Genomic DNA, 21826 nt, shown 5'->3' on the forward strand with positions numbered 1-21826 from the left:
CAGCGCGAGGCGAGCCGATGAACGAGCGGCAGCTATCAGGGAGCCCAAGACTGGCAGCGAACGGCGGTTCTGTCGGTGGCGCAGGTCACTCCCGGTCCTGCATGCGCGGCGCGATGGTCAGCTGCTGCACAACGGCCCGGCGCGGCTGTGTCAGGAGGTAATGCACCCCGACCGCAATGTCCTCGGCCCGCAGCATGCTTTCCTCGTGGATCATCTCGCGCTGCTTCTCTGCCGGAATGTCGGGATACTGGATGTCGGCACCGGTCTTACCAGGCTCGACCAGCGAGACCTTGATCCCTTTGGGCCCCAGCTCTTTGCGTAGAGCTTCGGAGAACCCGGCGACCCCTGCCTTAATCCCCGCATAGACGGTCGATCCCGGGCCCAGGACATGGGCGCTGATCGAGCCGATTAAAACGATGTCGCCCTTGTCACTTAGCAGCGCCTGACCGGCATGGGCGCTCATGATGTAAGCGGTGAAGTCGGTCGCGATCGCATATCGAACCTCGTCCTCGCTCATCTCGGAGAGACCGCTGGCGGTGACCGCGGCATTGACGACCACAATGTCCGGTGAGGCGAGATAGTCTTTCGCCGCCGCGAAAAACCGGGGGACGCCGTCCTTTTCAGCGAGATCGACTGCCATCCCATCGCCCTCACCGACTTCGCGGATACGTGCGAGCGCGTCCTCGAGATGTTCGGGTGTACGGCCGCAAATGAACACCTTCACTCCCTCGCTCGCCAGCAGCACGGCGATGGCACGGCCAATTCCTGTCGTCCCACCGGTCACAATGGCAGCCCGGCCTTTCAAAGGGACCAGTCGGGCGTGGGCGTCGCTCAAATCTTTCATGGCATTCTCCTGCCGGATGGGCCCACCTATCCCCGGCCTCACCAAAGGAGGCTAATCTGCCCGCTCGCCGGGATTGTGAAGTCGACCCGGTCATCGCTGACCCGGTCGGGCCGAATGCGCTCGCCATCCCCGATCGAGAGCCTGAACTTGGGGAGCTTGGCGCGGCCGGTCCGAACCAGGCGGAAGCTAGCTGCGCGCGCGTGGCCGCCGTCGAGGCCGAACGCCAACGACCGGGTCGAGGTTCTTTCGCTCGTGACCGGGAAATGATCGCAGAAGATGCGAAACGGGGCGTCGCTAACGTTGTGGAACGCGCGCGTCGCGAAGATAAAGGCCGCGCCGGCGCCATAAATCTCCTGACCGACCTGGCCCGCCGGTTGCCCATCGACGTAAAGGTCCTCCAGCGGGAACGACAGCTTCGTATCGATGTAGCCGTTACGGATGTCGTCGTGGGCGAGAACCTCGGATGGCAACGCATCGGGATAATAATACCAGCCCCGATCGATCGCATATTTGCAATATTCGCTAATCAGCAACCGGACCGCAGGATCGAGGTCGGGGCCGCTATCGCGCAGATAGCGTTCGAAGGCGGCGAAACTGTCGAAGCACTCGAAGATCGCCATGTAGGGTGCGTCGTGCAGGCAGGTGACGCCCAGGAATACGTTGTAGTGCTGCGCCAGCTCAATCTGTGATTCCCAAATCGCGGCATTGTGGAAGAAGCTTGCCACATAGACGTAACCCTGACGCAGGTAGTAAAACTCGTTGGTCACCCGCCATAGCCGCATGCAGGCGGCAGCGCCCCAGGCGGTGAGATTGGCCTGATAGTTGAGTTCGAACCGCATGCCCTTGGCGGCGTCGATCGCCTTGCGCGCTTCGTCGAGGTAGACCGTATCGCCGAGCAACTCGTGCGCCTGCATCATGACATAGGCATAGATGCCGCCGACGTCGGTCTGCCCCAGCCCGTCGTCGTTGCGTGCCTCTACGATGACGTCGAAGCTGTCGACCTTGAACTGGATCGGCCATGCGTAGTCGAAGTGCCTTGCTGCCTTGATCGCGAAGTCGAGCGAAGCGGTGAACAGACGCGCGGCCTGGGCATCGCCATCGAGCGCGAGGTGAGCGAGATTGAGCAGTGGGTGGTAGAGATACCAGCTGTCTACCGCGAACTTGTCCTTGTCTTTGCCGACGTTCGGCAGATAGCGGCGCATCGTCTTGAGTTCGCGGTCGTGGAACTTGTCCAGACCCTTAGCCAGCGCGCGCGCAAATGGGATGTTTTCCCCTTTCCAGGTGGAATAATTATGCAGTGCCGAGATGATCGCCATCTGCACCATGACGTCCGGATATTCGGCCGCTGTATAGGGATGGATGTATGGGTGCCCGTAGTGGCGGATTATCGCCGCCGGCTCCGTTTCCAGATCGTGTAAGGTCTTGTCGGCGCGCCACACCCAATCGCGATACTGGGTCGCCGGCGCGTCGAGCTGGCGATAGGCGGCCCCAAGTAGCTGGAGAAACCGGCGTGCGCTGTCCTGCTCGTCGCAGGCAGCATCGTCGTGGAATACGAGAATCGCGTCGGAAATGGTCACAGCCCTGCCCGCTGGTAGGGGATCGGTAGGAGGCGTTCCGCTCTGCGGCGGTGTCGGCGGGAGGTAACCGATCTCGGGCCATTCGCCGCCGACTGCGCCATCGGGCTTGGTTTTCGTAGCCGTGAAGTAGTCGTTCAAGGCCGTCAGGTTCTGGAAATAGAGCACGCTGCCAAACGCCGGCGTGTCGAGATGAAAATAGCTGAGACCGCTGTTCAAGCCGCGCTGCGCCGCCTCAACACGTCCCACTGCCAGGAGCGGATCGTCCCCTGGGCCCAGCGGATAAACGTCGCGCGGAAAAAACGGAATGAGCAGCGGTTCGGCCGGCGTCAGAACATTGGTGACGCGCAGAGTTTCAAGTGCGTCGCGGTCGCTTCGCAGTGTGACTTCCTGCACACCGATGGCGCTGTCGATGGTAAGCGCGAGCAAGGCCCCTTTCGGCTTGCGGCTGCGCCGAAGGCGCGAACATCCGCCCCAGCAGTGGGCGACGCGTAGCGCGACACCGCCATCGCCCGGTCGACCACCGCGCCGGATGATTGCCCATATTGCATCCGATCCTGCCATGACCTCGACGGATCGCTCGCCCAACTCAAGCCGGGCGATGCGCCGCATGCCTTTGCGGAGTTCAGAACGCAGGCCCAGCACCGCCGCGCTCGCGGCGACAGGCATCTCGGCAGTCATATCGACCACTCCCTGCTCCAGATTTCGACATGCTCCGATGCTAGTAGCTTTCGGCCTCGGAATGAGGCGTGAAAGTGATACGATCCAGCGGCGGCTACCGAGGACATGCGAGCCGATGATGCGGTCCGCAGAATATAAATTGCTGCGGTATGCTTTCGAGTTGAGTGCCTGCCCATCGCAACCATGCTCGCGCTCTCCTATTCAGGACGCCGAACTGAAGCGGGCGTAGCCAGTTCCCATTGGTGTTCGATAAATCGACCAAATTTCGGTGCTCGCATTGGCTGACCAGTGCTTTGTTGCGGTGCTCTTCGCGCTCGGATCGGGCGGCTGCTTGTCGCAGGGAAGCCTCTGGCAACTCGCTGCTGTTGCCATCGCCCCATGTTGATCAGGCCGGAAATCTTCTGGGCAATGGCGGCTTCCCTCGATATCAACGGAGGCCTGGTGCCTGAAATGAACCGCAGCTTTTGCACGCCGTCTCAGGCGCCTCCTCAAGCCAGGTAGCATTCTCAAACTGCACAGAGCGAGATATATAGAGAAAGCGCTGCCGGACCAGAAGTGCCCTACTCAGCAGCGCTATAATCGCCGCCAGATTCCGCCTGCGTGATGAGCCGCGCACCGCGCTGATTGCGCGTGTAAATCCACAACCAGTTGAGCGCGACGCTGAGCCGGGACCGGACGCCCACCAGAAAATAAATGTGGGCGATCCCCCATAGCCACCAAGCGATAGAGCCGCGCAGCTTGAGCCATCCGAAGTCGATCACCGCCTTTCGCTTGCCGATCTGGGCGAGGCTGCCTTCATGATGATATCGGAACGGCGGTTGCTCGCCTTTGCCCGAGAGCCGTCGCCGGATGGTTTTGGCGACGTAGGCCCCCTCCTGCTTCGCGGCAGGCGCGATGCCCGGCACCGGCGCACCACCAAGTGCCTGGACAGTGACCGTGTCTCCCACCGCGAAGATGTCGGGATGACCAGGGACGCTGAGGTCCGGCTCGACGATGATCCGGCCGTTCCGGTCGGCTGCCACGCCCAGCCATAGCGCTGCCGGCGAGGCCCGCACGCCGGCCGCCCAGATGACGGTGCGGGCTTCCACCCGCTTGTCGCCGAAGGTGACCGCCCCGCGCTCGATCAGCGTAACCATTGCGCCCAGTTTGACTTCCACACCCAGCTTCTCGAGCGCGCGCTTAGCATATTCGGAGAGACTGTCCGGATAGCCGTTGAGGACCTTTGGTCCGGCCTCGACGAGCAGGACATTCGCTTGTCGGGTATCGATCGTGCGGAAATCCCGCGGTAGCGTGTCATGCGCGAGATCCGCGATCGTGCCGGCCAGTTCGACCCCGGTGGGGCCTGCGCCGACGATCACAAAGGTGAGCAGTGCCGCTCTGCGCGCCGGATCGGTTTCGCGCTCGGCTTCCTCGAACGCCAGAAGGATACGGCTACGGACGGCAGTAGCGTCCTCGATCGTCTTGAGCCCCGGAGCAACAGCTTCCCATTCATCGTGGCCGAAATAGCCATGGCGGGCACCGGTTGCGAGGATCAGCGTCTCGTAGGAAACAATGCTTCCATCCGCGAGCCGCACCCCACGACCGACCGTATCCACGCCTGTCACGGTTTCGAGAATGGTGGTGACGTCCTTGCGGTCGTGGAGCATCGATCGGATCGGCCACGCGATCTCGGATGGCGCGAGTGACGCGGTCGCGACCTGATACAGGAGCGGCTGGAAGAGATGGTGATTGCGCTGGTCGATGAGGACGATGTCGACCTCTGCGCCCTTCAAACGCTTCACGGCCCACAGGCCGCCGAACCCGGCGCCCACGATAACCACGCGATGGCGTTTCGAAGGATGACTGATTACCGTCATTCGTAATTACGCTCGACCACCCTTTCGAGACAAGTGCTCTGCTCAATTTCTCAATGCCGCCCCGGCTTGAGGGCTAGTCCTGGGCAGGGTCACCTTCATAGTCGCCAAGTGCTGCTTCGACCATCACGCGCCAAAGGTTCGGATCGCCGGCATTGGCCATGACGATATCAGGCTCGCGGAGCGTCTTCAGGACGGCCACAGCCTGCCCAATATACAAATGCCATTCTGCATCCACCTCATCGCCAGCGGAAGGCTCATATCCTTCGGCATTCACGCTCAGCCGCTCCGCGGCAAGAACGCGTGCTATCCTTTCCACGGCACTCAGCTCAGAGATCGGCATTCCATCCTCCTCGGGTCTTGAACGCTGCCGCTTCAGGCTGGTTGCACTTAGGGCGATCATGTTGGTCCGCTCGTCAGATTAGCTCAATCTACCGCGTGGCCGCCTCGCAGTGACCGCAGGCTCGCCCCGAGGTAGACGAAGCCCGGTGGCTCAATCTCGATGCGGCGCGGAACCATATGCTGGCGAGCCAGGTTCCGTTGCTTGATCGGCTGGTGGCGGCACTCTCAATTACAGCGGCCCAGCAGCAAGGAGAAGCCAATGACGAAACTCACCGCTGAAGGTCGCAACGCGCTCGACAAGAGTTCCTTCGCCTTTCCCGAGCAGAAGAAAGAGCCGCTGGAAAACGCCAGCCACGTGCGAAATGCTGTCGCCCGATTCAACCAGGTTAAGGACGTGTCCGACGGCGAACGTGATGCAGCCTGGAAACGGATCAAAACCGCCGCGAAAAAGCATGGCGTCGATATTAAGGAAAAAAGTTGGCGCGAGATCGGAAAATAGGACGCGCTGCCGCCCGTTCCTGATTGGTCTGCGGCAAATTGGCAGCTACCTCGCGACGAGTTCGCGTTTTCGCGAGCGGGCGATCGGAGACCACGGAATACGCTGGCAGTTTCATAGGGAAAACCAGAACGGAAATGCTGGCGGCCGACAGCACTCAGACTGTTGCAAGACCAGCCAATGGAAGTCGCTATCATACTGGCTGGGAGCAGAGGCCGATCGAATCCGAGGTGACCGGCCTTGTCGCAGGAGCCCACGCCGCCATCGCAGCGGTTCGATCGTGGACGGCCTTGGCGTGAGGACGGGGGGCTAGGGTTGATGCTTTCGCTGACCAGTTCTGTCTTCACCATTATGCGGCAGTCCGCAGAAGTCGCCATATTGCCGCGGTATCGGTCGCTCGAAGCTCATGAGGTGAGCGCCAAGGCCGGCGGCGACACAGTAACGATAGCCGACCATGCAAGTGAAGCTATCCTCACCGAGGGGCTGGCTCGGCTGCTTCCGGAGGCAGTTATCGTCGCTGAGGAAGCAGTATATTTCGACCCATCGCTGGCCCGGGAATTAGGTAACTCTCTTTGCTGGGTCATCGATCCGCTTGACGGCACCAACAACTTCGCTGCTGGCAATCCTCCCTTCGGCATTATCGTTGCTCTGGCCGAAGCGGGAGAGACTATTGCGGGCTGGATCTTTGATCCGCTCACAGGCCGATGCTGCCATGCTGAACGTGGCAAGGGCGCATTCGTCGATGGCGCAAAGCTCATTTCGCGCGGCTCTGGAGAGGCCAAGCCAATCGTCGCCATCTCGATGGCACGTGTCGACCCGAGGCATACTGGCAGGATGCGCGATCTGCTCGAGCCGCGCTCCTCGATTGTAAATATTCCGCGCTGCGCTGCTGAGCAGTACCCGAGGATCGCAATGGGGCAGAATGACCTAGCGTTCTTCAACCGCACTTTCGCCTGGGATCATGCTGCTGGAGTCCTTTTCCTCAACGAGGCGGGAGGCAAGGCAGCGCGCTACGACGGGTCTCCCTATCGCCTCGATGACGAGAAAGTGGGGCTCCTCGTAGCAGCGACACCCGCCTTGTGGGATTGGCTCACAGAATTGCTGAAAGACACCTGATACACCGGTTTGCTGTCACAGCTGTTTGAATGACCGCTTTTGCAGAGGCTCAATGATGACCTGAATGGCGGCAATGTCGGTGGCCGCCGCCTCCCATTCGCCCCTCACCAGCGGCCACCGCTATCAGGTGAGAGCGGGCGCTCGTAGGACGGGTCGGTGCGATCGCGGTTGCCCCTGAGGTAGCCGGACCCGGGCAGAAAGGCCCCGGTTGGCAGCGTTGCCTTGCCTTCAAGGGCGATTTCTACTGTTGAGCGACGGAGCATTATCCGCCATTCGCCATCGCGCTTCTCAAGGCGGTCGATATAGAGGCCAGCCAGAACTCGGCCCGTCTCTCCGCCTTTATCCAGGAACATACCCAGGCTGTAGCTCTCGGCGTGAGCGACATCACCGTCGATCTCACACATGTGCATCGTCACATTGTGCAGGTTCGCGTCGAAGAGCTTGCCGTGGGCCGCGTTGGCGTGTGCGCCATAGCCGGCACCCGGCACGCGGTTCTGGCCGACTTCGTGAAGGCCGTCATCATGGTAGCTGCCCGCGGTCAACGCCGCATCGAAACGGTCGTTGCCACGCGAGTTGCGCTTGATGCAGTCGAAGATGGCTTGGCGATCCGTCATCTCCTGCATATTGGCTTCGAGCGCGGCGAGACGTTCCTCAATGGTCATATGCATTCCTTCTCGATGGTGCTGGGTCAACCTGCGTAACGGTGTTCAGGGCGACCTTTGGCGCCGAGCCCGTCGACCACGAAAAGCGCGCCTGCCCCTTCCTCGGTGGGCTCACCCTGCGTGCCGTGCGCGATCGTGGTGACGAAGAGGCGATCGAGGTCGGGGCCGCCGAAGGCGACGCTCGAGACGAGCTTGACCGGCATGTCGATCGCACGCGCGAGCGAACCGTCCGGGCGGAAGCCTCCAATCTTGCCGCCCTGGTACACAGCAACCCAATAGAGCCCATCGGCGTCCACGGTCGCGCCATCGGGCAGGCCGCCCAATGCGCGCGTGTTCACGAAAGGGCGCCGGTTCGATACCGTGCCGGTTTCGATGTCGTAGTCGTAGGCGAAGGTCGTATCGATCCAGCTATCCGAGAAATAGAAGGTCTTCTCGTCGGGCGACCAGCACGGGCTGTTCGAGAAGTGGATGCCGGAATCGAGCCGCGTCACGGTTCGGTCGGGGTCGAGCCGGAATAGGCCGCCATCGGACGCGGGCGCCGCGAAATTAGCTGTGCTACCACCAATCAGGAAGCGGCCGCGGCTGTCGACTTTGCCGTCGTTGTAGAGGTAGGGCGGCGGATCGGACAGCGGATCGATCATCTCGAGCGCACCGCTGTCGAGATCGAGGAAATGGATGCCGCTGCGCAGCGTCACCACGGCGCCTCCTCCGCGCCGCAGAACCAAGGTGGTGATCACGGTCGGCATGTCGAGCGTACGCGTGGCGCCGGTCTCAGGATTGTAGGAGTGGACCTTCCAGCCCGCGTTGTCGATGTAGTGGAGTTCGCCGCGCATGGGGTCCCACATCGGGTTCTCGCCGCCCTTGCACTCGGGCGCAGCCAGTCTCGTTATCTTCATCTCTTCGTCCAATACCCTGGTCGCGGCTCAGACGGGCCGAACGCTTTTCACCGAATGGAAATGAACGGTGGTCTTGGCGGCTGAGACGAACGGCAAAACGAGCTCGCGGAACTTGGCATGCGCCGGCTCGGGACGAGATTCCAAATGCGCCTCAATGGACTGCCATTCGGCGAGGAACATGACGTTGTCAGCATCTTCCTCGCCGCGTAGCGCGGTGAAGGAGATGATACCGGTGAAAGTCTGCGTCAGTGGGATCGCCTGTTCCACGAGCACGTCGAGGAACTCGTCCATTTTGCCGCGCTTGATGGTGATTTCGGCGCGTTCGAGGACCATGGTTTTGCTCACTGTTTCACGCTGGCGAATGCGCCGGCCTCCGCGGTGATTGCCTCGCGGCCTTTCAGGGTCGTGCGATGCATCACACGGCCAGCAGCGTCATCGTAGGGAAAGGAACGATGCAGCAACCCGGGATTATTGAAGATCACGAGGTCGCCGTCATGCCACTTATGCCGGTAGGTAAAGCGATCTTGGGTGCACCATTCCAGTAGCTCATCGAGCAGCGCTCGACTGTCATCCTGGGCCATGCCGGCGATGTCGTTCGCGGTTGACCCGATCAGCAGTGCCGCCTTGCCGCCCTCCTGGGCCCAGACGAGGGGATGCTCGAGCCGGGGAAAGATCGCGTCCCAGCGCGCGAAATCCTCGGCTGTCGGGTGCTCGTAGAGCCAGCGCAGCGACGACGAAAGGCAGTGGCCGACCTTCAGACCGGCGAGCCGCCGCTTTCTCTCCTCTGGCAGCGCGGCATAGGCGGCGTGCAGGTTGGCGAAGCCCGTGTCCCCGCCCTGCTTGGGCGCGCTCTCGCACTTGAGAAGCGTCGCTTTGACCGGGTCCGTGTAGGACATGCCATCCATATGCCAGAAGTCGTTGCCGAGGATGAACTCGCGCTGGGTCTTGTCGTCCTTGTCGAGCGCGATGCGGAATATGCCCTTGTTGCTCGCTGCGGAGCCGTCGTCGGTCACCTTGTTCTCGTGCATCTCGCCCAGCGCAGCCGTTAGCGCGAGGAAGATATCGTCGCTCATATTCACCCGGGGAAAGACCAGCACGTTGTAGTGGTTAAGCGCGCCGAGCAGCAGCTGGGCGGCCCCATCGGCCAGCACCGCCTCAGGCGCGACCTCTACGGTCGCACCGATCTCCGCCGTAATGGGCTTGATGATCATCTTCTTGCCTTCCCGCCGATTGCGAATCTACTAAACACATGTTTAGTAGTGCGCGCCATTGTCGTCAACGGCGGTGTCCGGCATGGCGGTCCATGGCGCCGCATTACGCGCGGGAGGAAGGGGCAAGTGAACAAGCCGAAGCGGATCCGGCGCGATCCAGAGACGACGCGAACGCTCATCCTCGACACGACCGAGCGATTGATGATCGACGAAGGCTATGCCGCCGTGACCTCGCGCCGCGTCGCGCAGGAACTCGGCATCAACGGAGCAACGGTCCACTATTACTATCCAATAACCGACGACCTCTTCATCGCACTTCACCAGCGGATGACCGAGCGGCAGCTGGCGGAATTCGAGCAGGTCTTGGCAACGGAGGATCCACTTGCGGCGCTCTGGACCTTTCAGTCGGGATGGGCCCAGTCAGCTCTCGGAGTTGAGTTCCTCGCGCTGGCAAACCATCGCAAGAGCATCCGTGACGTGCTCGCCAAGACGACCGACGAAGCGCGCGACGCCCAGACCCAATCACTCGCCCGCATCTCAAGCCAATCAGCGTTCGGTCCTGAAATCCTCCCGCCGATCGCGTTGACCACCATCCTCGTGGCGATCGCCAGGACGCTGGCGAACGAGGAACGGGTAGGGATAACGCGTGGGCACGAAGAAGTACGCAGGTTCGTCAAATGGGGCTTGGCGAACCTGCAGCGACCTTAACTAACGGAAGGTTTTAGGGAACTGCTCTGACCCGCTGAATGTCGCCTATGTCGGCGATTCCAGCGGGATACCTGTCCATGTTGGAACTTGTTGATCCTGACTTAGGCGTAAACGTCTCCATTCAACCGCCGCGAAGACCGGTCCTGGATCATTGGGATCAGCGGCAGGAAGCGCAGCGGCTGTCTCGCGCGCGAAGCGTCTGCGAAGTGCTGGATCCGACAGGCAGGCTTTATCCCCCAATTCAGGATCCGCTCACGAGCGTTCAGCAGCGTGCCTGCAGAGGGCACGTGGTTCCGCTTCTGATGCTGGTTTACTCGAGCTCCAGGTGCATGGCCAAAATCTGGGTGGCGGAAAACGAAATTTCGCGACCTTATCCCTCCTTACGGCCACCTGGCGGCGTAACTGCGCGCTGCGGGCGACGCCTCGTAACTCCTAACTGATTTGGCCCAGCTTACCGGTGCCGCCTCGGTAGCGGTTGCGTTCGGTAGATTTCAGAGTTTCCAACCGTTGGCGGATGTTTGCGAACGGAGGAATGGTGCCGCTTAGGTGACTCGAACACCTGACCCCATCATTACGAATGATGTGCTCTACCGGCTGAGCTAAAGCGGCATTTCCCGGACGAAGCCCTTAGGCAGGGGGGCGCCTTTACCGATGAGCAGCCGTGGGCGCAAGGCCCTGTTTCATCTGGTGTCATGACAGGCGCTCGTAGAACGACCACATCAATCGCACAGCTAGGCTGGCGAGGAGGTCGTCCACCACATCACGTCAGTCCGCCCTTGGGCTTGCCGTGAAAGCCTCATGAGGAGGCAGCAAGCCTTTTGTTACGTCGATCCACTAACTTGGAATGCGCCTCCGGTGACCTAATGAGCCTTCCGGAGGCGCATTCTGTGCCAGTCGCCGAGGTGCTGAATCTCGACCGGTCTGCTTTGCCAATAGCAGGTTTGTCCCCGGTTTGAGACATTGGGAAGTTGCAACAATATCGGCCACAAAAACGGTAGAAGGCGCCCTACAACGCAGCTTAGCGAAGGTCGTGCCCCGGATGGTGGTGTAGCTCGAGGGTAGCGAAGCTGACCGGACGCGCGCTTTCCATATAGCGCTGTAGCGGCCGGTCAGGTTCGCGGGTGGTCATCGGAGATCTTCGGATAAGGTTGGGTTGCAACACTCAACTTGAACGAGGACGTTCCGATGACCGAAGACATGATGGACCTGCAGGCGCTGGTGGGAAAGAGCCCGGATGCGGATTTTCTGCGCGATATGATCGGCTTTGCCGCGCGGCGACTAATGGAGATGGAGGTCGGCGGCCTGACCGGGGCCGCTTACGGCGAGAAGGACGTCGAGCGCCTGGCCCAGCGCAATGGCTACCGGGATCGCGACTGGGAGACCCGGGCGGGCACGGTCGAGCTGCGCATCCCCAAGCTGCGCAAAGGCAGTTACTTCCCCGGATTTCTGGAACCCCGGCGGATGGCCGAGAAGGCGCTGACCGCTGTCATCCAGGAAGCGTACATCCAGGGAATCTCGACGCGATCGGTCGATGATCTTGTCAAGGCCATGGGCATGAGCGGCATCTCGAAGAGCCAGGTAAGCCGGCTCTGCGGAGAAATCGACGGGCGCGTGAAAGCCTTCCTCGAGCGGCCCATCGAGGGCGATTGGCCATACGTCTGGATGGATGCGACTTACATCAAGGTCCGGCGAGCAGGCCGGATTGTGTCGGTCGCCGTCATCATCGCCGTCGGCGTCAACAGTGACGGTCGCCGCGAAGTGCTCGGCATGGCGATCGGCCATTCCGAAGCCGAGACCTTCTGGACCGACTTCCTGCGTAGCCTGGCTCGCCGAGGCCTGCGCGGCGTGAAGCTCGTGATCTCCGATGCCCATGAGGGCATCAAGGCGTCCATTGCCAAGGTGTTCAGCGCAACCTGGCAGCGCTGCCGCGTCCACTTCATGCGCAATGCCCTGGCGCATGCCGGAAAGAGCGGGCGCCGGGTCGTATCGGCGTTCATCGCCACGGCCTTTGCGCAGGAGACACCTGAGGCCGCAAAGCTTCAATGGCGCTCAGTTGCAGACCAGCTTCGTCCCTCGGTCCCCAAGCTCTCTGCCTTGATGGACAGCGCCGAAGAGGACGTCCTGGCCTACATGACCTTCCCGCCGCAGCATCGCACCAAGCTTCACAGCAACAACCCCATCGAACGCCTCAACGGTGAGATCAAGCGGCGGACCGATGTCGTCGGAATCTTCCCCAACGATGAAGCGATAACCCGCCTCGTCGGCGCTATCCTCCTGGAACAGAACGACGAATGGGCGGTCCAGCGCTGCCGCTACATGAGCCTTGAGAGCGTCGCGGGATTGAGCGACAATGCCATCATCACGTTGCCAAGCATGGCAGCCTGATCAATCCGGCTTAGCCGGAGATCGACGTGGCCACGCCCGCGATCCTACACCACGCCATGGGGCACGATCCTTAGCGAAACCTTCTGGGCTACCCTTCGTTGGTTCGGAGAAGGAGCCCACATGGCCACGCAACCCGAAATGCCTCCGCCCGATAAAATCGAGCCCCAATCTCCGGACGAAGCGCCGTCGGCCCCAGAGCCCGAGGAATATCCGGTAACCGAACCGCCGGAAATCGCGCCGACCAGCCCTGATCGCGACAATCCCAGTCCCGGGATGCCAGAGATTTTACCTCCGCCTGACTGATGTCTGACGCTTCCGTCTATTCGCCGTTACCTTTTTTGCCGCCGACAGCTAAACGGCCCGACTTTTAGTAAAGTCCTCGGACGTGGAGAGCGATAGCTTGGCGAGCCGTGCGCAGGATTGTCAATCGGGCATAACTGAGCCAAGGCATGATCCTCCGACCCCTCCAAGGTTGGTTACGACGAAGGGCGTTCCGGGCTTCATCCGGGGCGCCCTTTTTCATTTGGGCCGGTCGACTGCCACCCGAAGGTTTGGGTTTTGCACGGACGGCAGCCGGCGGCGCCCATAGCGGGTGTCACGCATTAGTCGTCAGGTCTCGTCGATGGTGACGCCTTTGAAACATGTTCAATTTCGGTTTGGGCAACCACATTCAGAAACCGGATTTTGACATTTGGTCTCCAAATGTGCGTCCATGGGACTGGATGCCGACAGCGATGTTGGTCGCAGGCTCGAAGAACGAGCCCGGTCTATCATGTCGCGTGGGCGGCGGACCTCCGTTGCGGCGTCACTTTTTCTCGCCTCATCCCGCTGACGATCGTTGAAGAGATTATTCGCGCGAGCGGTGGGCGTAATTCGCAAAAGCTGGCGCACGTGCGCGCGCGTGGATCGTTCTCGAAGCTCGGCAAGATCAAGTTGCCTTAGCTCAAGTGACAATTGTCTGAGCAGCAACCATTCCTGCTGCCGCGCGCTAAAGAATGCGACGGCCGTCGTTGCTCCGTGACTGTCACGTTGCGATTCCTCTCCCCTGAATGAGCGGCGGCGGCGGTCACTCCATGAGCGCGCCTAGCGGATAGCATAGAGTTTCCAACATGGATCTACCGGTTTCAGACAAAGACGTGCTTGCCGAGCTTTACGCCTGGAAGCGCGAGTACACTGAGAAGCTGCACGCCGCTGAGTCTTGCGGCGACATGCAAGCGAGGCACAAGCTTCACATGCGCTTGAGGGAGATCAAATCCCTAATTCTGGAAAGGGGAGGTGATCTGGATTGCTAAAGGTCCATGCGGAGAGAAAGCCCCAGCCGACGCTATCGGCCTTGCCATACATAGTGGTTTTGTCCAATGTCAGGGACCTATTAACCTCGCTGAGGTCTAATAGCTTTTGACTGTCGTCGCCCTCATGGTTTCCCGATCAAAGGCACCGGCGACAGTCACCAATTCCAGCCTTCGGTCCTGACGCTGCTCAAAAATAGTTCGATTGCGGGCCTCGACGCAGGCCCTTCTCGGCTCCAAATCGGTTGCGCCGATGCTCCTGCCAGATCACGGCGCCAACCGTTTGCCCCCGCTTCGGCGGGGGCCATTTTACGGCCTACGGTTCGTTCCCCTCCGTCGGTTCCTCGCTGCAAACCGCGCATCCAAAACTCCGGTTTCTCCAAGCACCGAACTGACGAGGCCACCCGGCTAGTGGTCCGTAAATTTACGGAAGGACCCGAAGTTGATTCAGTTGCGTTCGCGGTAATCCGTCAGGATCAGCGGCAATAATGGCCTCGGGAGGTGTTTCGTATCGGGACAAGCGGTTCCCCCCACTTAACCTGCGCGGGCACCTTTTTGCCGAACAGGTGTTGTCCCTTCGACGTCACCGTCAACGCCGCGGCGCTCGGTGTGCGATCGGGGAAAATCGGTCAGCTCGAACCCGTGCTAAGTCAATCTCCTGAGAGGTCTTGTATGAAAATCGCCATAGTATCGAGTGCAGCCATCGCCCTTTCCCTCCTTGCGGCACCTGCCGCTCACGCCACCGTCATCGCCAGTCTGGGCAACAACGGTTCGGCCTTCACTTCGATCGGCTCCCTCGGCACTCGCGTGGGCGGCATGGTGTACACTTCGGACGAGCCCTTCGCGGACATTCCGAAGGGCGGCATCTTCGACTCCGAGTTTCTCGCCTCCGGGCCGTCGTCGGGAGCGCCCGCGACTATCACCTTCAATAGCGCGCTGAACTATCTCAGCTTCCTGTGGGGGTCGCCGGACACCTACAATCTGCTGACGCTCACCACGAACCTCGGCAATACCCTTACTTATACACCGCAAGGCCTGAACTTCGCCGTGACGGATGGCAATCAGGCATTCTCGCAGTACGTTCAGTTCAAGGCATCGGGCGGGGAATACATCACTTCGGCCAAGTTCGATGTGACCTCACCGACGGACGCTTTCGAAGTGGCCAACTTCCGCGCGGCCGTCCCAGAACCGGCAACCTGGGCGCTTATGATCATGGGCATCGGCTTCGCTGGTGCTGCGATGCGTCGCCGCCAGACCGCTACGGTTCGTTACGCCATCTAATCACAAGTGTGCTCTAGCTGGATTGCTCCCTGATCACAGGAAGTGACCCAAACATGAGCCTCCTAGCGAATCCCCGTCCGGCGAGTCTGGGCGGGGGTTTTGCTATGGATGATTAGTAGATCCCAATTTTTTGGAAAATGCACCCCCGGCGACTCTGCGGGTGCCAGGGGTACATCCTATGCCAGTCGCCGAGGTGCTGAGTCTCGACCGGCTGCTACGACGGTACGATGTCCGTCCCGTTCGAAATAACGGGGAGACTCAACGTTGCCTAACCGCGTCATCCCTGTCACGTATCAGGCCAGTCAGTTGCTTACGGATCGTTAGGCCGGACAAATGCTCGGTGACGTTGGCATAGCGCTCTTTTCAAAGCTGCAGCCGAATCTCTTCGACGCTGCTGCACGGACCGTTTCGCGCTAACTCTATTGCTCGTTCGATGGCACTTTTTTCGGTCAGTTGGCGCTGCTCCACAATCGGACTGCCGCCGCCGACACGGGAGCATCAGGGGGATACCGCGACAACGACGACAGCTGATTAATAAGCGCAGGAGCGCCAGATTAGTTGCGCTGGGTACGGGCCGAGCACTGCCTGCCCCCCTGGTCGCAGGCCCGGCCCCATCGTGCTCCGGGGTCCAACCGAGCGCGACCTCGATTGCCTAACTGACCTTTCGGAAATGGTCTGCTGGCTTTTGCACACTTTCTTCAGGCAGCACGCCGTCGGTTTCAAAGACTGCCCGTTGCGTTTCTGCCGCCCTCCTGAGTGCTCGGACACCCAGTACCGCCATCTCGTCATAGGGGCGACGCAAGGAGCGATGAAATACCAAGGCCCAACTTCATTCCGAAGATTGAGACCGTCGGTTGCACAGCACAATCGAGCGTTTCGATCTGCAAAGCCGGGGGCGCCGGCTCAAATTCGGCCGTGCATGCCGTTCTAAATCATGACTTTCGGAACGCTCAACCAGAAAGTCTCGATTAACCGAAGATGTCGCAGGCGCCCGCTTGCGGCCTCTTTGGTTTAGGCAGGGAACGCCTCACCGCACTATATTTGACGATCTAGCTGCGGATCGTTTCACATCGCGTCGTCTTATGAGCACTGTGTCTTTGGGTTCGCAAAGTCGAGGGCACACGCTGCTGGTGCGGGGAACGCTGGCCCATAACGAACTTTAGGGGATCACCTGAACCCTCGCTTCGGCGAGGGTTTTCTTCTGGCTCTGCCGCGTACGATTCTTGCCGATTTGTCATTTGTAATCTTAGAGTTGCCTTTTACGGGTGGGTGCGGGCTTGACGTCCGAGCCCCTGTAAACTTGGCCCCCGCTTCGGCGGGGGTTTTCTTTTGCCTCGATGGAACGCAGTTCGATTTGAGCGCGTTGTAACTACGCCCCGCGCAATGACCAGCGCGGCTAAGCCCCGAGCCGATCCAGGGCGGATCGGCACTTAACTCGCCCCCGTCCTGCCGGCGGGGGCTTCTTTGATTGGACCAGACCTGGGAATCTTGGCGGGCTCCACGCCATAGATCTTTATCAATTGCTCGACCGTAGCAAGTTCCTGTCGCAGCATGTCGAGCGCCATGGGGGTAACGTCGATCTCGGGATTGGCATCGCATTTCATCAGTCGCACGCGACCTTCCTCCATCGCATTTAGCTGGCGGGTCATGAAGGCGCGGGAGCTGAGCAGGTAGCCGTAAAGCTGCTTCGTCATGTAAACTCCATACGCGGATCGCATTGCTGGACCCGTATTCAATACAAAAAGTTAGTTGTCCGTAAGACGCCGCTGCGACGGCTAGGTTGGGCAGGAGCAAAGAGTGAGATGCTGCCCTATTACGAAATTGCATTAGGCCCACGTTCCACCTGTTTCAACCGCCACTGACGTGATGGCGTGGACGGCCCCCTGCACCGACATAGCTCTGCATTGACGTGGCCGTTGTAGGTCCCCGTGTGGACAACCCCTGCGACGCAAGAGCTTTTGTTTAGCGATGAGCACCGGTCGGGTGCATCCATGCGTTCGGCCCGTTCGTAGCGCCCGCATGGCTGCTGCCCTGATGAAGTCCGCAGGCTCCCTCCCTATTCACGTCATCGCGCTCGAAAGGCCGCGGACGTTGAGGTCAATCAGTATGGCTGCGTTAGACAGGCTGATCGCGAATGAATTCATGAAGAATAAGGCAGTGGCCGCCGGCGTCGAAGAGCGCAATGTCGGCGCAAGTAGCCCCAGTCGCCTAGCTAACGGGAGTTGCGCGCCTCCCGAAAGAGGCGCGCGCACACCCTTCACACGAGGGCGCATCTACCCACGAGGTGGGGTTGGCGCAAGGGCTGCAGCATCTCGTAACCAGAACGGCGGTAGTTCGAGTTTTCCCGAACTCCATTGTTGAGTGCAATGCCAGCTCTGGTTCGGTGGATTGCCAATTAAGACTTCGACATCGGATGCACCGACGATCGCTGTGCTTCATCCCGAGTGTCTTTATCAATTCCTACCCGCTTGCCGCAACGCGCTTGTCAACACGCGATTCGTAAAGTAGTGGGCCGTCCTTCCGAGGGAATGGGCGCGTAGCTCAGTGGTAGAGCACACCCTTCACACGGGTGGGGTCGCAGGTTCAATCCCTGCCGCGCCCACCATTCCCTCGGTTGATCTTCCTACATTTTTTCGTTTGACGACGTACTTGCCGCTGTGGCTGTCCGGGGCGAGCATTTGCGTAGCATCGAACGCTCGCGTCGCTTGCTGACGGCGGCTTCCCGCCGCGGTCGATCCGTGGCGTTCTGATTGCTATAGTTGTAGATGCCGCGAGCTTGCGCACTTGGGAGGCTTTCCTCTTTCCTACAGATAACCTATCTGGTTATTTCGGCAGAAGAGGAGTCGTTTCATGCTAAGTTTTCTGCCCGCCTGCATAGTAGCCTTTTCGACGCTCATCAGTAGCGTCGCCGCCTTGGTCTGGGCGATCAGGCGGCGATCGTAGCGGGTGATCCAGGTCGTCCCATGAGGGGGAAGCGCGATCCGCGGAAACGTGAGACGCAGCGTTATCAAAGAATGGGAACCGGCTCCCGGTGAAACAGTTATTTCATTTGTTTCACTTATTGCACTTGTGGCTGGAATGGCTTATCTGACGTTCATGCAGCCAGCGAGGAGAACGGTTATGAGCGAACAAGCTCTCACTCAACGGCCGCCTACGGAAATTGAAGTACGGCAAGCCTCTGAGGCGGCACGAGTGCTTGCCACGGCGTTGACGCCCGACGGACTGCCCTTCTCGGTGCGCAGGGATGGAGATAGCACGCAAGTGGATCTATCGCAGGCCTTGGGACAACTGGTGCTCGATGTGCTGACGCACGTTGCGCGAGGCGAGATGGTGACCTTCGTGCCCTACGGCGCCGAATTGACCACCAAGGAGGCTGCGGATCTCTTGAATGTATCGCGCCCATTCCTGGTCAAGATGCTCGAGGAGAAGAAGCTTCCTCATCACAGGGTCGGATCCCATCGCCGCATCCGCGCTTGCGACGTTCTGGCATTCCGCGCGCAGCGCGATGCTGAGAGGAGCGATGCTATGCGGGACCTGCAGCGCCTTGGTCAGGAGTTTGACGAGGGTTGAGATGCGTCGCGGATCGATTTGTCGTCGTTCTCGACGCGAATGTCCTTTACCCTTTCCGCGTGAGGGATGCCCTGCTCCGGTTTGCCGAAGCAGGGCTTTTCCGTGCTCGCTGGTCGCCGCGGATCATCGATGAATGGACGCGGAACCTTCTGGCCCACCGACCGGACTTCAAACTCAGCATAAATCAGCAGGTCGCGGCAATGACGCTCGCGTTTCCCGAAGCCTGCGTGGATGGTGCCGACAGCTTGATAGACGGCCTCGATCTTCCCGATCCAGACGATCGGCACGTGTTGGCGACGGCGATTCGCACCGGCGCCGAACACATAATCACCGAGAATCTGCGGGACTTTCCGGATGACAGACTCGCTCCTTTCGGAATCACAGCAGTATCGGCCGACGACTTCCTGTCGAGCACGTTCGAACTGTATCCCGCCGAAGCATTGGCTGCCATGCGCTTGATGCGCCGGGACTACCGGAAACCTCCCTTCACGCCAGGCGAGTTCATCTTCGATCTCCAGACCAAGGGCATGCCGAAGCTCGCATCGATGCTCAAGGAGAACATAGACGTCCTTTAGATGCGCGAGACTGCTGCCGAAGCTTGGCGGAGAGTTGGGAATGATCGACCGGAATTGCCCCCAAATACCTAAGCGGGCGCGCTCGCACTCATCGTCGCCGACTATTCGCAATGCTCGCCGATGATCTTCGGGCCAGGCTAGCTGACTCGAACACCTGACCTCACCAATAAGAATGGTGGGCTGTACTGACCGGGCTGAAGCGGCATATAACCTGCGGCAGGGAGCGTTTCCCGCGGGGCGTTGGACGAGAGACTGTTTTACCCGCCGCACAGGGGGATTGCCTCTACCTCTTGCTGTCCAGGCACAGGCATCCGGCGACGTCGCTCTCCTAAAAGGCGGATAGGTCAATGCTCACCGGTTAGCGGATGGCGCCGCGATGGAAAGATCGCAGCCGAGTGTCATCAGCACCTGCAGGGCCTTACCTAGTTGGATCGTCGGCTTTCCGGCTTCGAGATCGACAATAAAGCGGGTGCCCACATTCGATGCTGCTGCAAGCTCATCTTGCCGCAGTCCTTGAGCCTTGCGTTCGCCTCGAACGATCCTGCCGATTTTGCGAGTGTCCATATTCCCGAGCGGGAATATTCGCCGCAATATATCAAATTTCAACCGGAATATTCCTGATCGGGAATATTCCAGTTTTAGCGTCGCTTCTCGTTCACGTGGCTGGCCGGCCCGGAGCGCCGTCCAATGCTTTCAGCGAAGCCACCCTCACCAACCGGCGAGAACCGATCTTCACCGTCTCGACCTGACCTTCGTCCATCAATCGATACATTGTAGTGCGGCCGAGCCCGACTAGCCGGCACGCTTCATTTACCGACACAAACACTGTTTCCATGATGCCCTCACCCTTGTTGTGTGCGGGGGAAAACCTGCGCCGGGCGAGCAGTGCGATCGAGGCGGAAAAGGTAAGCGTCGGCCAAGAAATCAGCGTTCGCGCTTTGATGCGTTGGCCCTAGTATCTTACGTGCGAGCCAATGTCGGTCACCGATCTGGACCCCAACACCCGACATTTCGGCCACGTTTTGACCGTTGCCGCGCAGTGAAGCCCCCAATCTGGCCCCCAGCGTTATGAGAGGCCTCCTGCCGAAAAATCGCATGCGGTCGGGCGTTAGCGAGGACGACGCGCCCCGAATTTCGGCTTCAGCACTGTCGCACCGTCGCGAAGCTGGTCGAGTTCGTCAGACCAGAATTGCATCATGGTAACGCGTTCGTCCCAATATTCTCCGCGCGTGTAGGCGCGGCGCACACCATCGTTCTCCATGTGCGCGAGCTGCCGTTCGATCGCGTCCGGATTGAAACGACCGGTCTCGTTGAGAAGCGTCGCAGCCATCGCCCGGAAACCGTGGGCGGTCATCTGTTCCTGGCTGAAGCCGAGCGCGCGCAGCGCTCCGTTGACGGTGTTTTCCGACATGGGTCGGGCTCCGGTCCGGAACGACGGGAAGCAGTATCGGCCATCGCCCGTCAATTCCCACAGGGCCTCGAAGTAGTCGGTCACCTGTGCCGACAACGGCACGCGGTGAGGCCGGCGCATCTTCATCTTCTCGGCAGGGATGCTCCACACCCCTTTCTCGAAATCGAACTCGCTCCACTCTGCGTGTCGAAGCTCGCCCGGCCGCACGAACAGATGTGCTGACAGGCGCAAGGCAAAGAGCGTGATTGCATGGCCGGTGTAGCCTTCGATCGCGCGCATGAGACCGCCAGCTCCATCGGACGTCGTGATGGCCGCAAGATGCTTGGCCTTGGGTACGGTGAGCGCGCCTCGCAGGTCGCCGGCGGGATCGCGTTCGGCCCTGGTCGTCGCGATGGCATAGCGGAACACCCGGCTGAGCACGCTGCGCATCCTGCGGGCGCTCTCATGGCGGCCCGTCGCCTCCACGCTCCTGAGCGCAGCTAAGACTTCCTGGGCGGTGATCTTGGCGATCGGACGGTTGCCGATCTTCGGATAGGCCTTGTCGAGCAGCCAGCGGATCTTGCTGAGAGTGATCTCGGCCATGCCTTCGCGCTCGTTCTTCGCCGTCCACTCGATCGCGACGGTCTTGAAGGTGTCGTTCTCCTCGACGCGCGCGCGGGCGGCATCCAGTTTCTTCTGGTGCGAAGGATCAGTGCCCGCGGCGAGGAGTCTTCGGGCGTCGGTCAGCCGCTCCCTTGCATCGGCAAGGCTAACTTCCGGCCATGCGCCGAAGGCGAGCGTGCGGTTCTTGTCGAGATAGCGATAGTTGAAACGCCACAGCTTCGAGCCGTTCGGCCGGACAAGAAGATAGAGACCTCGGCCATCGGAAAGCTTATAGTCCCGGTCCCGGGACTTGGCGTTGGCCACGTTGGTCGCGAAAAGGGTGTTCATCG

Annotated in this window: 19 protein-coding genes and 2 tRNA genes; 8 read left to right on the forward strand and 13 right to left on the reverse strand. The window is 60.4% G+C overall.

Translation table 11 applies throughout. The features are described 5' to 3' along the window. Nucleotides 1–85: 85 nt before the first annotated feature. The 4 genes from KRR38_RS22735 to KRR38_RS22750 all read right to left on the reverse strand — a co-directional run bounded on the left by KRR38_RS22735 (nucleotide 86) and on the right by KRR38_RS22750 (nucleotide 5355). A complete protein-coding gene (locus tag KRR38_RS22735) occupies nucleotides 86–844 on the reverse strand; it encodes an SDR family oxidoreductase (protein ID WP_217405769.1) in 759 nt (252 codons plus the stop codon). Between the two features lie 38 nt (nucleotides 845–882). Continuing rightward, nucleotides 883–3099 (reverse strand): hypothetical protein, encoded by a 2217-nt coding sequence (locus KRR38_RS22740; protein WP_254514937.1) that lies wholly within the window; start codon nucleotides 3097–3099, stop codon nucleotides 883–885. A gap of 560 nt (nucleotides 3100–3659) precedes the next feature. Next, the gene (locus KRR38_RS22745) at nucleotides 3660–4919 is read right to left on the reverse strand and encodes an NAD(P)/FAD-dependent oxidoreductase (protein ID WP_309141119.1); all 1260 of its coding nucleotides are present in this window, start codon (nucleotides 4917–4919) and stop codon (nucleotides 3660–3662) included. Nucleotides 4920–5028: 109 nt separating this feature from the next. Further along, complete coding sequence (locus KRR38_RS22750) at nucleotides 5029–5355, reverse strand: hypothetical protein (protein ID WP_309141120.1); 327 nt, start codon at nucleotides 5353–5355, stop codon at nucleotides 5029–5031. Between the two features lie 198 nt (nucleotides 5356–5553). Here KRR38_RS22750 and KRR38_RS22755 point away from each other — a divergent pair, with 198 nt between their 5' ends. Next, nucleotides 5554–5793 (forward strand): DUF6582 domain-containing protein, encoded by a 240-nt coding sequence (locus KRR38_RS22755; RefSeq protein WP_217405771.1) that lies wholly within the window; start codon nucleotides 5554–5556, stop codon nucleotides 5791–5793. Between the two features lie 315 nt (nucleotides 5794–6108). After that, nucleotides 6109–6906: an inositol monophosphatase family protein gene (locus KRR38_RS22760; protein WP_217405772.1), complete on the forward strand. Its 798-nt coding sequence runs from the start codon at nucleotides 6109–6111 to the stop codon at nucleotides 6904–6906. A 104-nt stretch (nucleotides 6907–7010) separates the two neighbouring features. On the opposite strand, the gene KRR38_RS22765 is transcribed toward KRR38_RS22760, so the two are convergent. The 4 genes from KRR38_RS22765 to KRR38_RS22780 are packed head-to-tail and all read right to left on the reverse strand — an operon-like array spanning nucleotide 7011 to nucleotide 9675. Next, nucleotides 7011–7568, reverse strand: coding sequence for a nuclear transport factor 2 family protein (locus KRR38_RS22765; RefSeq protein ID WP_217405773.1), 558 nt, complete (start codon nucleotides 7566–7568; stop codon nucleotides 7011–7013). Nucleotides 7569–7594: 26 nt separating this feature from the next. Further along, nucleotides 7595–8464, reverse strand: coding sequence for an SMP-30/gluconolactonase/LRE family protein (locus KRR38_RS22770; protein ID WP_217405774.1), 870 nt, complete (start codon nucleotides 8462–8464; stop codon nucleotides 7595–7597). Nucleotides 8465–8491: 27 nt separating this feature from the next. Further along, on the reverse strand, nucleotides 8492–8797 hold the full coding sequence (locus KRR38_RS22775) for a putative quinol monooxygenase (protein ID WP_217405775.1): 306 nt from the start codon (nucleotides 8795–8797) through the stop codon (nucleotides 8492–8494). 8 nt (nucleotides 8798–8805) lie between these two features. Continuing rightward, entirely contained in the window at nucleotides 8806–9675 is an 870-nt protein-coding gene (locus KRR38_RS22780) for a TauD/TfdA family dioxygenase (protein ID WP_217405776.1), read from the reverse strand. A gap of 48 nt (nucleotides 9676–9723) precedes the next feature. Between KRR38_RS22780 and KRR38_RS37105 the strand changes: the two genes are divergently transcribed. Continuing rightward, nucleotides 9724–10383, forward strand: coding sequence for a TetR/AcrR family transcriptional regulator (locus tag KRR38_RS37105; protein WP_217405777.1), 660 nt, complete (start codon nucleotides 9724–9726; stop codon nucleotides 10381–10383). A gap of 533 nt (nucleotides 10384–10916) precedes the next feature. Here the strand turns inward: KRR38_RS37105 and KRR38_RS22790 are convergent. Then, nucleotides 10917–10992, reverse strand: a tRNA-Thr gene (locus KRR38_RS22790). Between the two features lie 576 nt (nucleotides 10993–11568). On the opposite strand from KRR38_RS22790, the gene KRR38_RS22795 reads away from it, so the two are divergent. Then, nucleotides 11569–12768 (forward strand): IS256 family transposase, encoded by a 1200-nt coding sequence (locus tag KRR38_RS22795; RefSeq protein WP_217401522.1) that lies wholly within the window; start codon nucleotides 11569–11571, stop codon nucleotides 12766–12768. A gap of 1961 nt (nucleotides 12769–14729) precedes the next feature. Next, a complete protein-coding gene (locus KRR38_RS22800; protein WP_217405778.1) occupies nucleotides 14730–15338 on the forward strand; it encodes a PEPxxWA-CTERM sorting domain-containing protein in 609 nt (202 codons plus the stop codon). A gap of 1430 nt (nucleotides 15339–16768) precedes the next feature. Here KRR38_RS22800 and KRR38_RS22805 read toward each other — a convergent pair. Beyond that, a complete protein-coding gene (locus tag KRR38_RS22805) occupies nucleotides 16769–17032 on the reverse strand; it encodes a hypothetical protein (RefSeq protein ID WP_217405779.1) in 264 nt (87 codons plus the stop codon). An 836-nt stretch (nucleotides 17033–17868) separates the two neighbouring features. Here KRR38_RS22805 and KRR38_RS22810 point away from each other — a divergent pair. From KRR38_RS22810 to KRR38_RS22820, 3 genes are all read left to right on the forward strand, one after another. Continuing rightward, nucleotides 17869–17943 (forward strand) — tRNA-Val (locus tag KRR38_RS22810). A 515-nt stretch (nucleotides 17944–18458) separates the two neighbouring features. Then, nucleotides 18459–18908 (forward strand): helix-turn-helix domain-containing protein, encoded by a 450-nt coding sequence (locus tag KRR38_RS36365; RefSeq protein ID WP_254514939.1) that lies wholly within the window; start codon nucleotides 18459–18461, stop codon nucleotides 18906–18908. Next, the gene (locus KRR38_RS22820) at nucleotides 18905–19483 is read left to right on the forward strand and encodes a PIN domain-containing protein (RefSeq protein ID WP_217405780.1); all 579 of its coding nucleotides are present in this window, start codon (nucleotides 18905–18907) and stop codon (nucleotides 19481–19483) included. The genes KRR38_RS36365 and KRR38_RS22820 overlap by 4 nt, the downstream gene beginning before the upstream one ends. Before the next feature lie 351 nt (nucleotides 19484–19834). Here KRR38_RS22820 and KRR38_RS22825 read toward each other — a convergent pair whose 3' ends face one another. The 3 genes from KRR38_RS22825 to KRR38_RS22835 form a co-directional block, all read right to left on the reverse strand. Next, nucleotides 19835–20089 carry a helix-turn-helix domain-containing protein gene (locus KRR38_RS22825; RefSeq protein ID WP_375293433.1) on the reverse strand — a complete coding sequence of 85 codons (255 nt, stop codon included), beginning with the start codon at nucleotides 20087–20089 and terminating at the stop codon, nucleotides 19835–19837. Nucleotides 20090–20138: 49 nt separating this feature from the next. Beyond that, nucleotides 20139–20318, reverse strand: coding sequence for a helix-turn-helix domain-containing protein (locus KRR38_RS37110; RefSeq protein WP_217405781.1), 180 nt, complete (start codon nucleotides 20316–20318; stop codon nucleotides 20139–20141). A gap of 273 nt (nucleotides 20319–20591) precedes the next feature. Beyond that, the gene (locus tag KRR38_RS22835; RefSeq protein ID WP_217405782.1) at nucleotides 20592–21824 is read right to left on the reverse strand and encodes an integrase arm-type DNA-binding domain-containing protein; all 1233 of its coding nucleotides are present in this window, start codon (nucleotides 21822–21824) and stop codon (nucleotides 20592–20594) included. Nucleotides 21825–21826: the final 2 nt, after the last annotated feature.

This window comes from Novosphingobium sp. G106 (assembly GCF_019075875.1).
Classification (GTDB): Bacteria; Pseudomonadota; Alphaproteobacteria; order Sphingomonadales; family Sphingomonadaceae; genus Novosphingobium.

What these genes read in the sequence shown, in the direction of transcription:
- KRR38_RS22735 (WP_217405769.1), bottom strand. Translation starts at nt 844, where the DNA reads ATGAAAGATTTGAGCGACGCCCACGCCCGACTGGTCCCTTTGAAAGGC.
- KRR38_RS22740 (WP_254514937.1), bottom strand. Translation starts at nt 3,099, where the DNA reads ATGACTGCCGAGATGCCTGTCGCCGCGAGCGCGGCGGTGCTGGGCCTG.
- KRR38_RS22750 (WP_309141120.1), bottom strand. Translation starts at nt 5,355, where the DNA reads ATGATCGCCCTAAGTGCAACCAGCCTGAAGCGGCAGCGTTCAAGACCC.
- KRR38_RS22755 (WP_217405771.1), top strand. Translation starts at nt 5,554, where the DNA reads ATGACGAAACTCACCGCTGAAGGTCGCAACGCGCTCGACAAGAGTTCC.
- KRR38_RS22760 (WP_217405772.1), top strand. Translation starts at nt 6,109, where the DNA reads ATGCTTTCGCTGACCAGTTCTGTCTTCACCATTATGCGGCAGTCCGCA.
- KRR38_RS22765 (WP_217405773.1), bottom strand. Translation starts at nt 7,568, where the DNA reads ATGACCATTGAGGAACGTCTCGCCGCGCTCGAAGCCAATATGCAGGAG.
- KRR38_RS22770 (WP_217405774.1), bottom strand. Translation starts at nt 8,464, where the DNA reads ATGAAGATAACGAGACTGGCTGCGCCCGAGTGCAAGGGCGGCGAGAAC.
- KRR38_RS22775 (WP_217405775.1), bottom strand. Translation starts at nt 8,797, where the DNA reads ATGGTCCTCGAACGCGCCGAAATCACCATCAAGCGCGGCAAAATGGAC.
- KRR38_RS22780 (WP_217405776.1), bottom strand. Translation starts at nt 9,675, where the DNA reads ATGATCATCAAGCCCATTACGGCGGAGATCGGTGCGACCGTAGAGGTC.
- KRR38_RS22795 (WP_217401522.1), top strand. Translation starts at nt 11,569, where the DNA reads ATGACCGAAGACATGATGGACCTGCAGGCGCTGGTGGGAAAGAGCCCG.
- KRR38_RS22800 (WP_217405778.1), top strand. Translation starts at nt 14,730, where the DNA reads ATGAAAATCGCCATAGTATCGAGTGCAGCCATCGCCCTTTCCCTCCTT.
- KRR38_RS22805 (WP_217405779.1), bottom strand. Translation starts at nt 17,032, where the DNA reads ATGACGAAGCAGCTTTACGGCTACCTGCTCAGCTCCCGCGCCTTCATG.
- KRR38_RS36365 (WP_254514939.1), top strand. Translation starts at nt 18,459, where the DNA reads ATGAGCGAACAAGCTCTCACTCAACGGCCGCCTACGGAAATTGAAGTA.
- KRR38_RS37110 (WP_217405781.1), bottom strand. Translation starts at nt 20,318, where the DNA reads ATGGAAACAGTGTTTGTGTCGGTAAATGAAGCGTGCCGGCTAGTCGGG.
- KRR38_RS22835 (WP_217405782.1), bottom strand. Translation starts at nt 21,824, where the DNA reads ATGAACACCCTTTTCGCGACCAACGTGGCCAACGCCAAGTCCCGGGAC.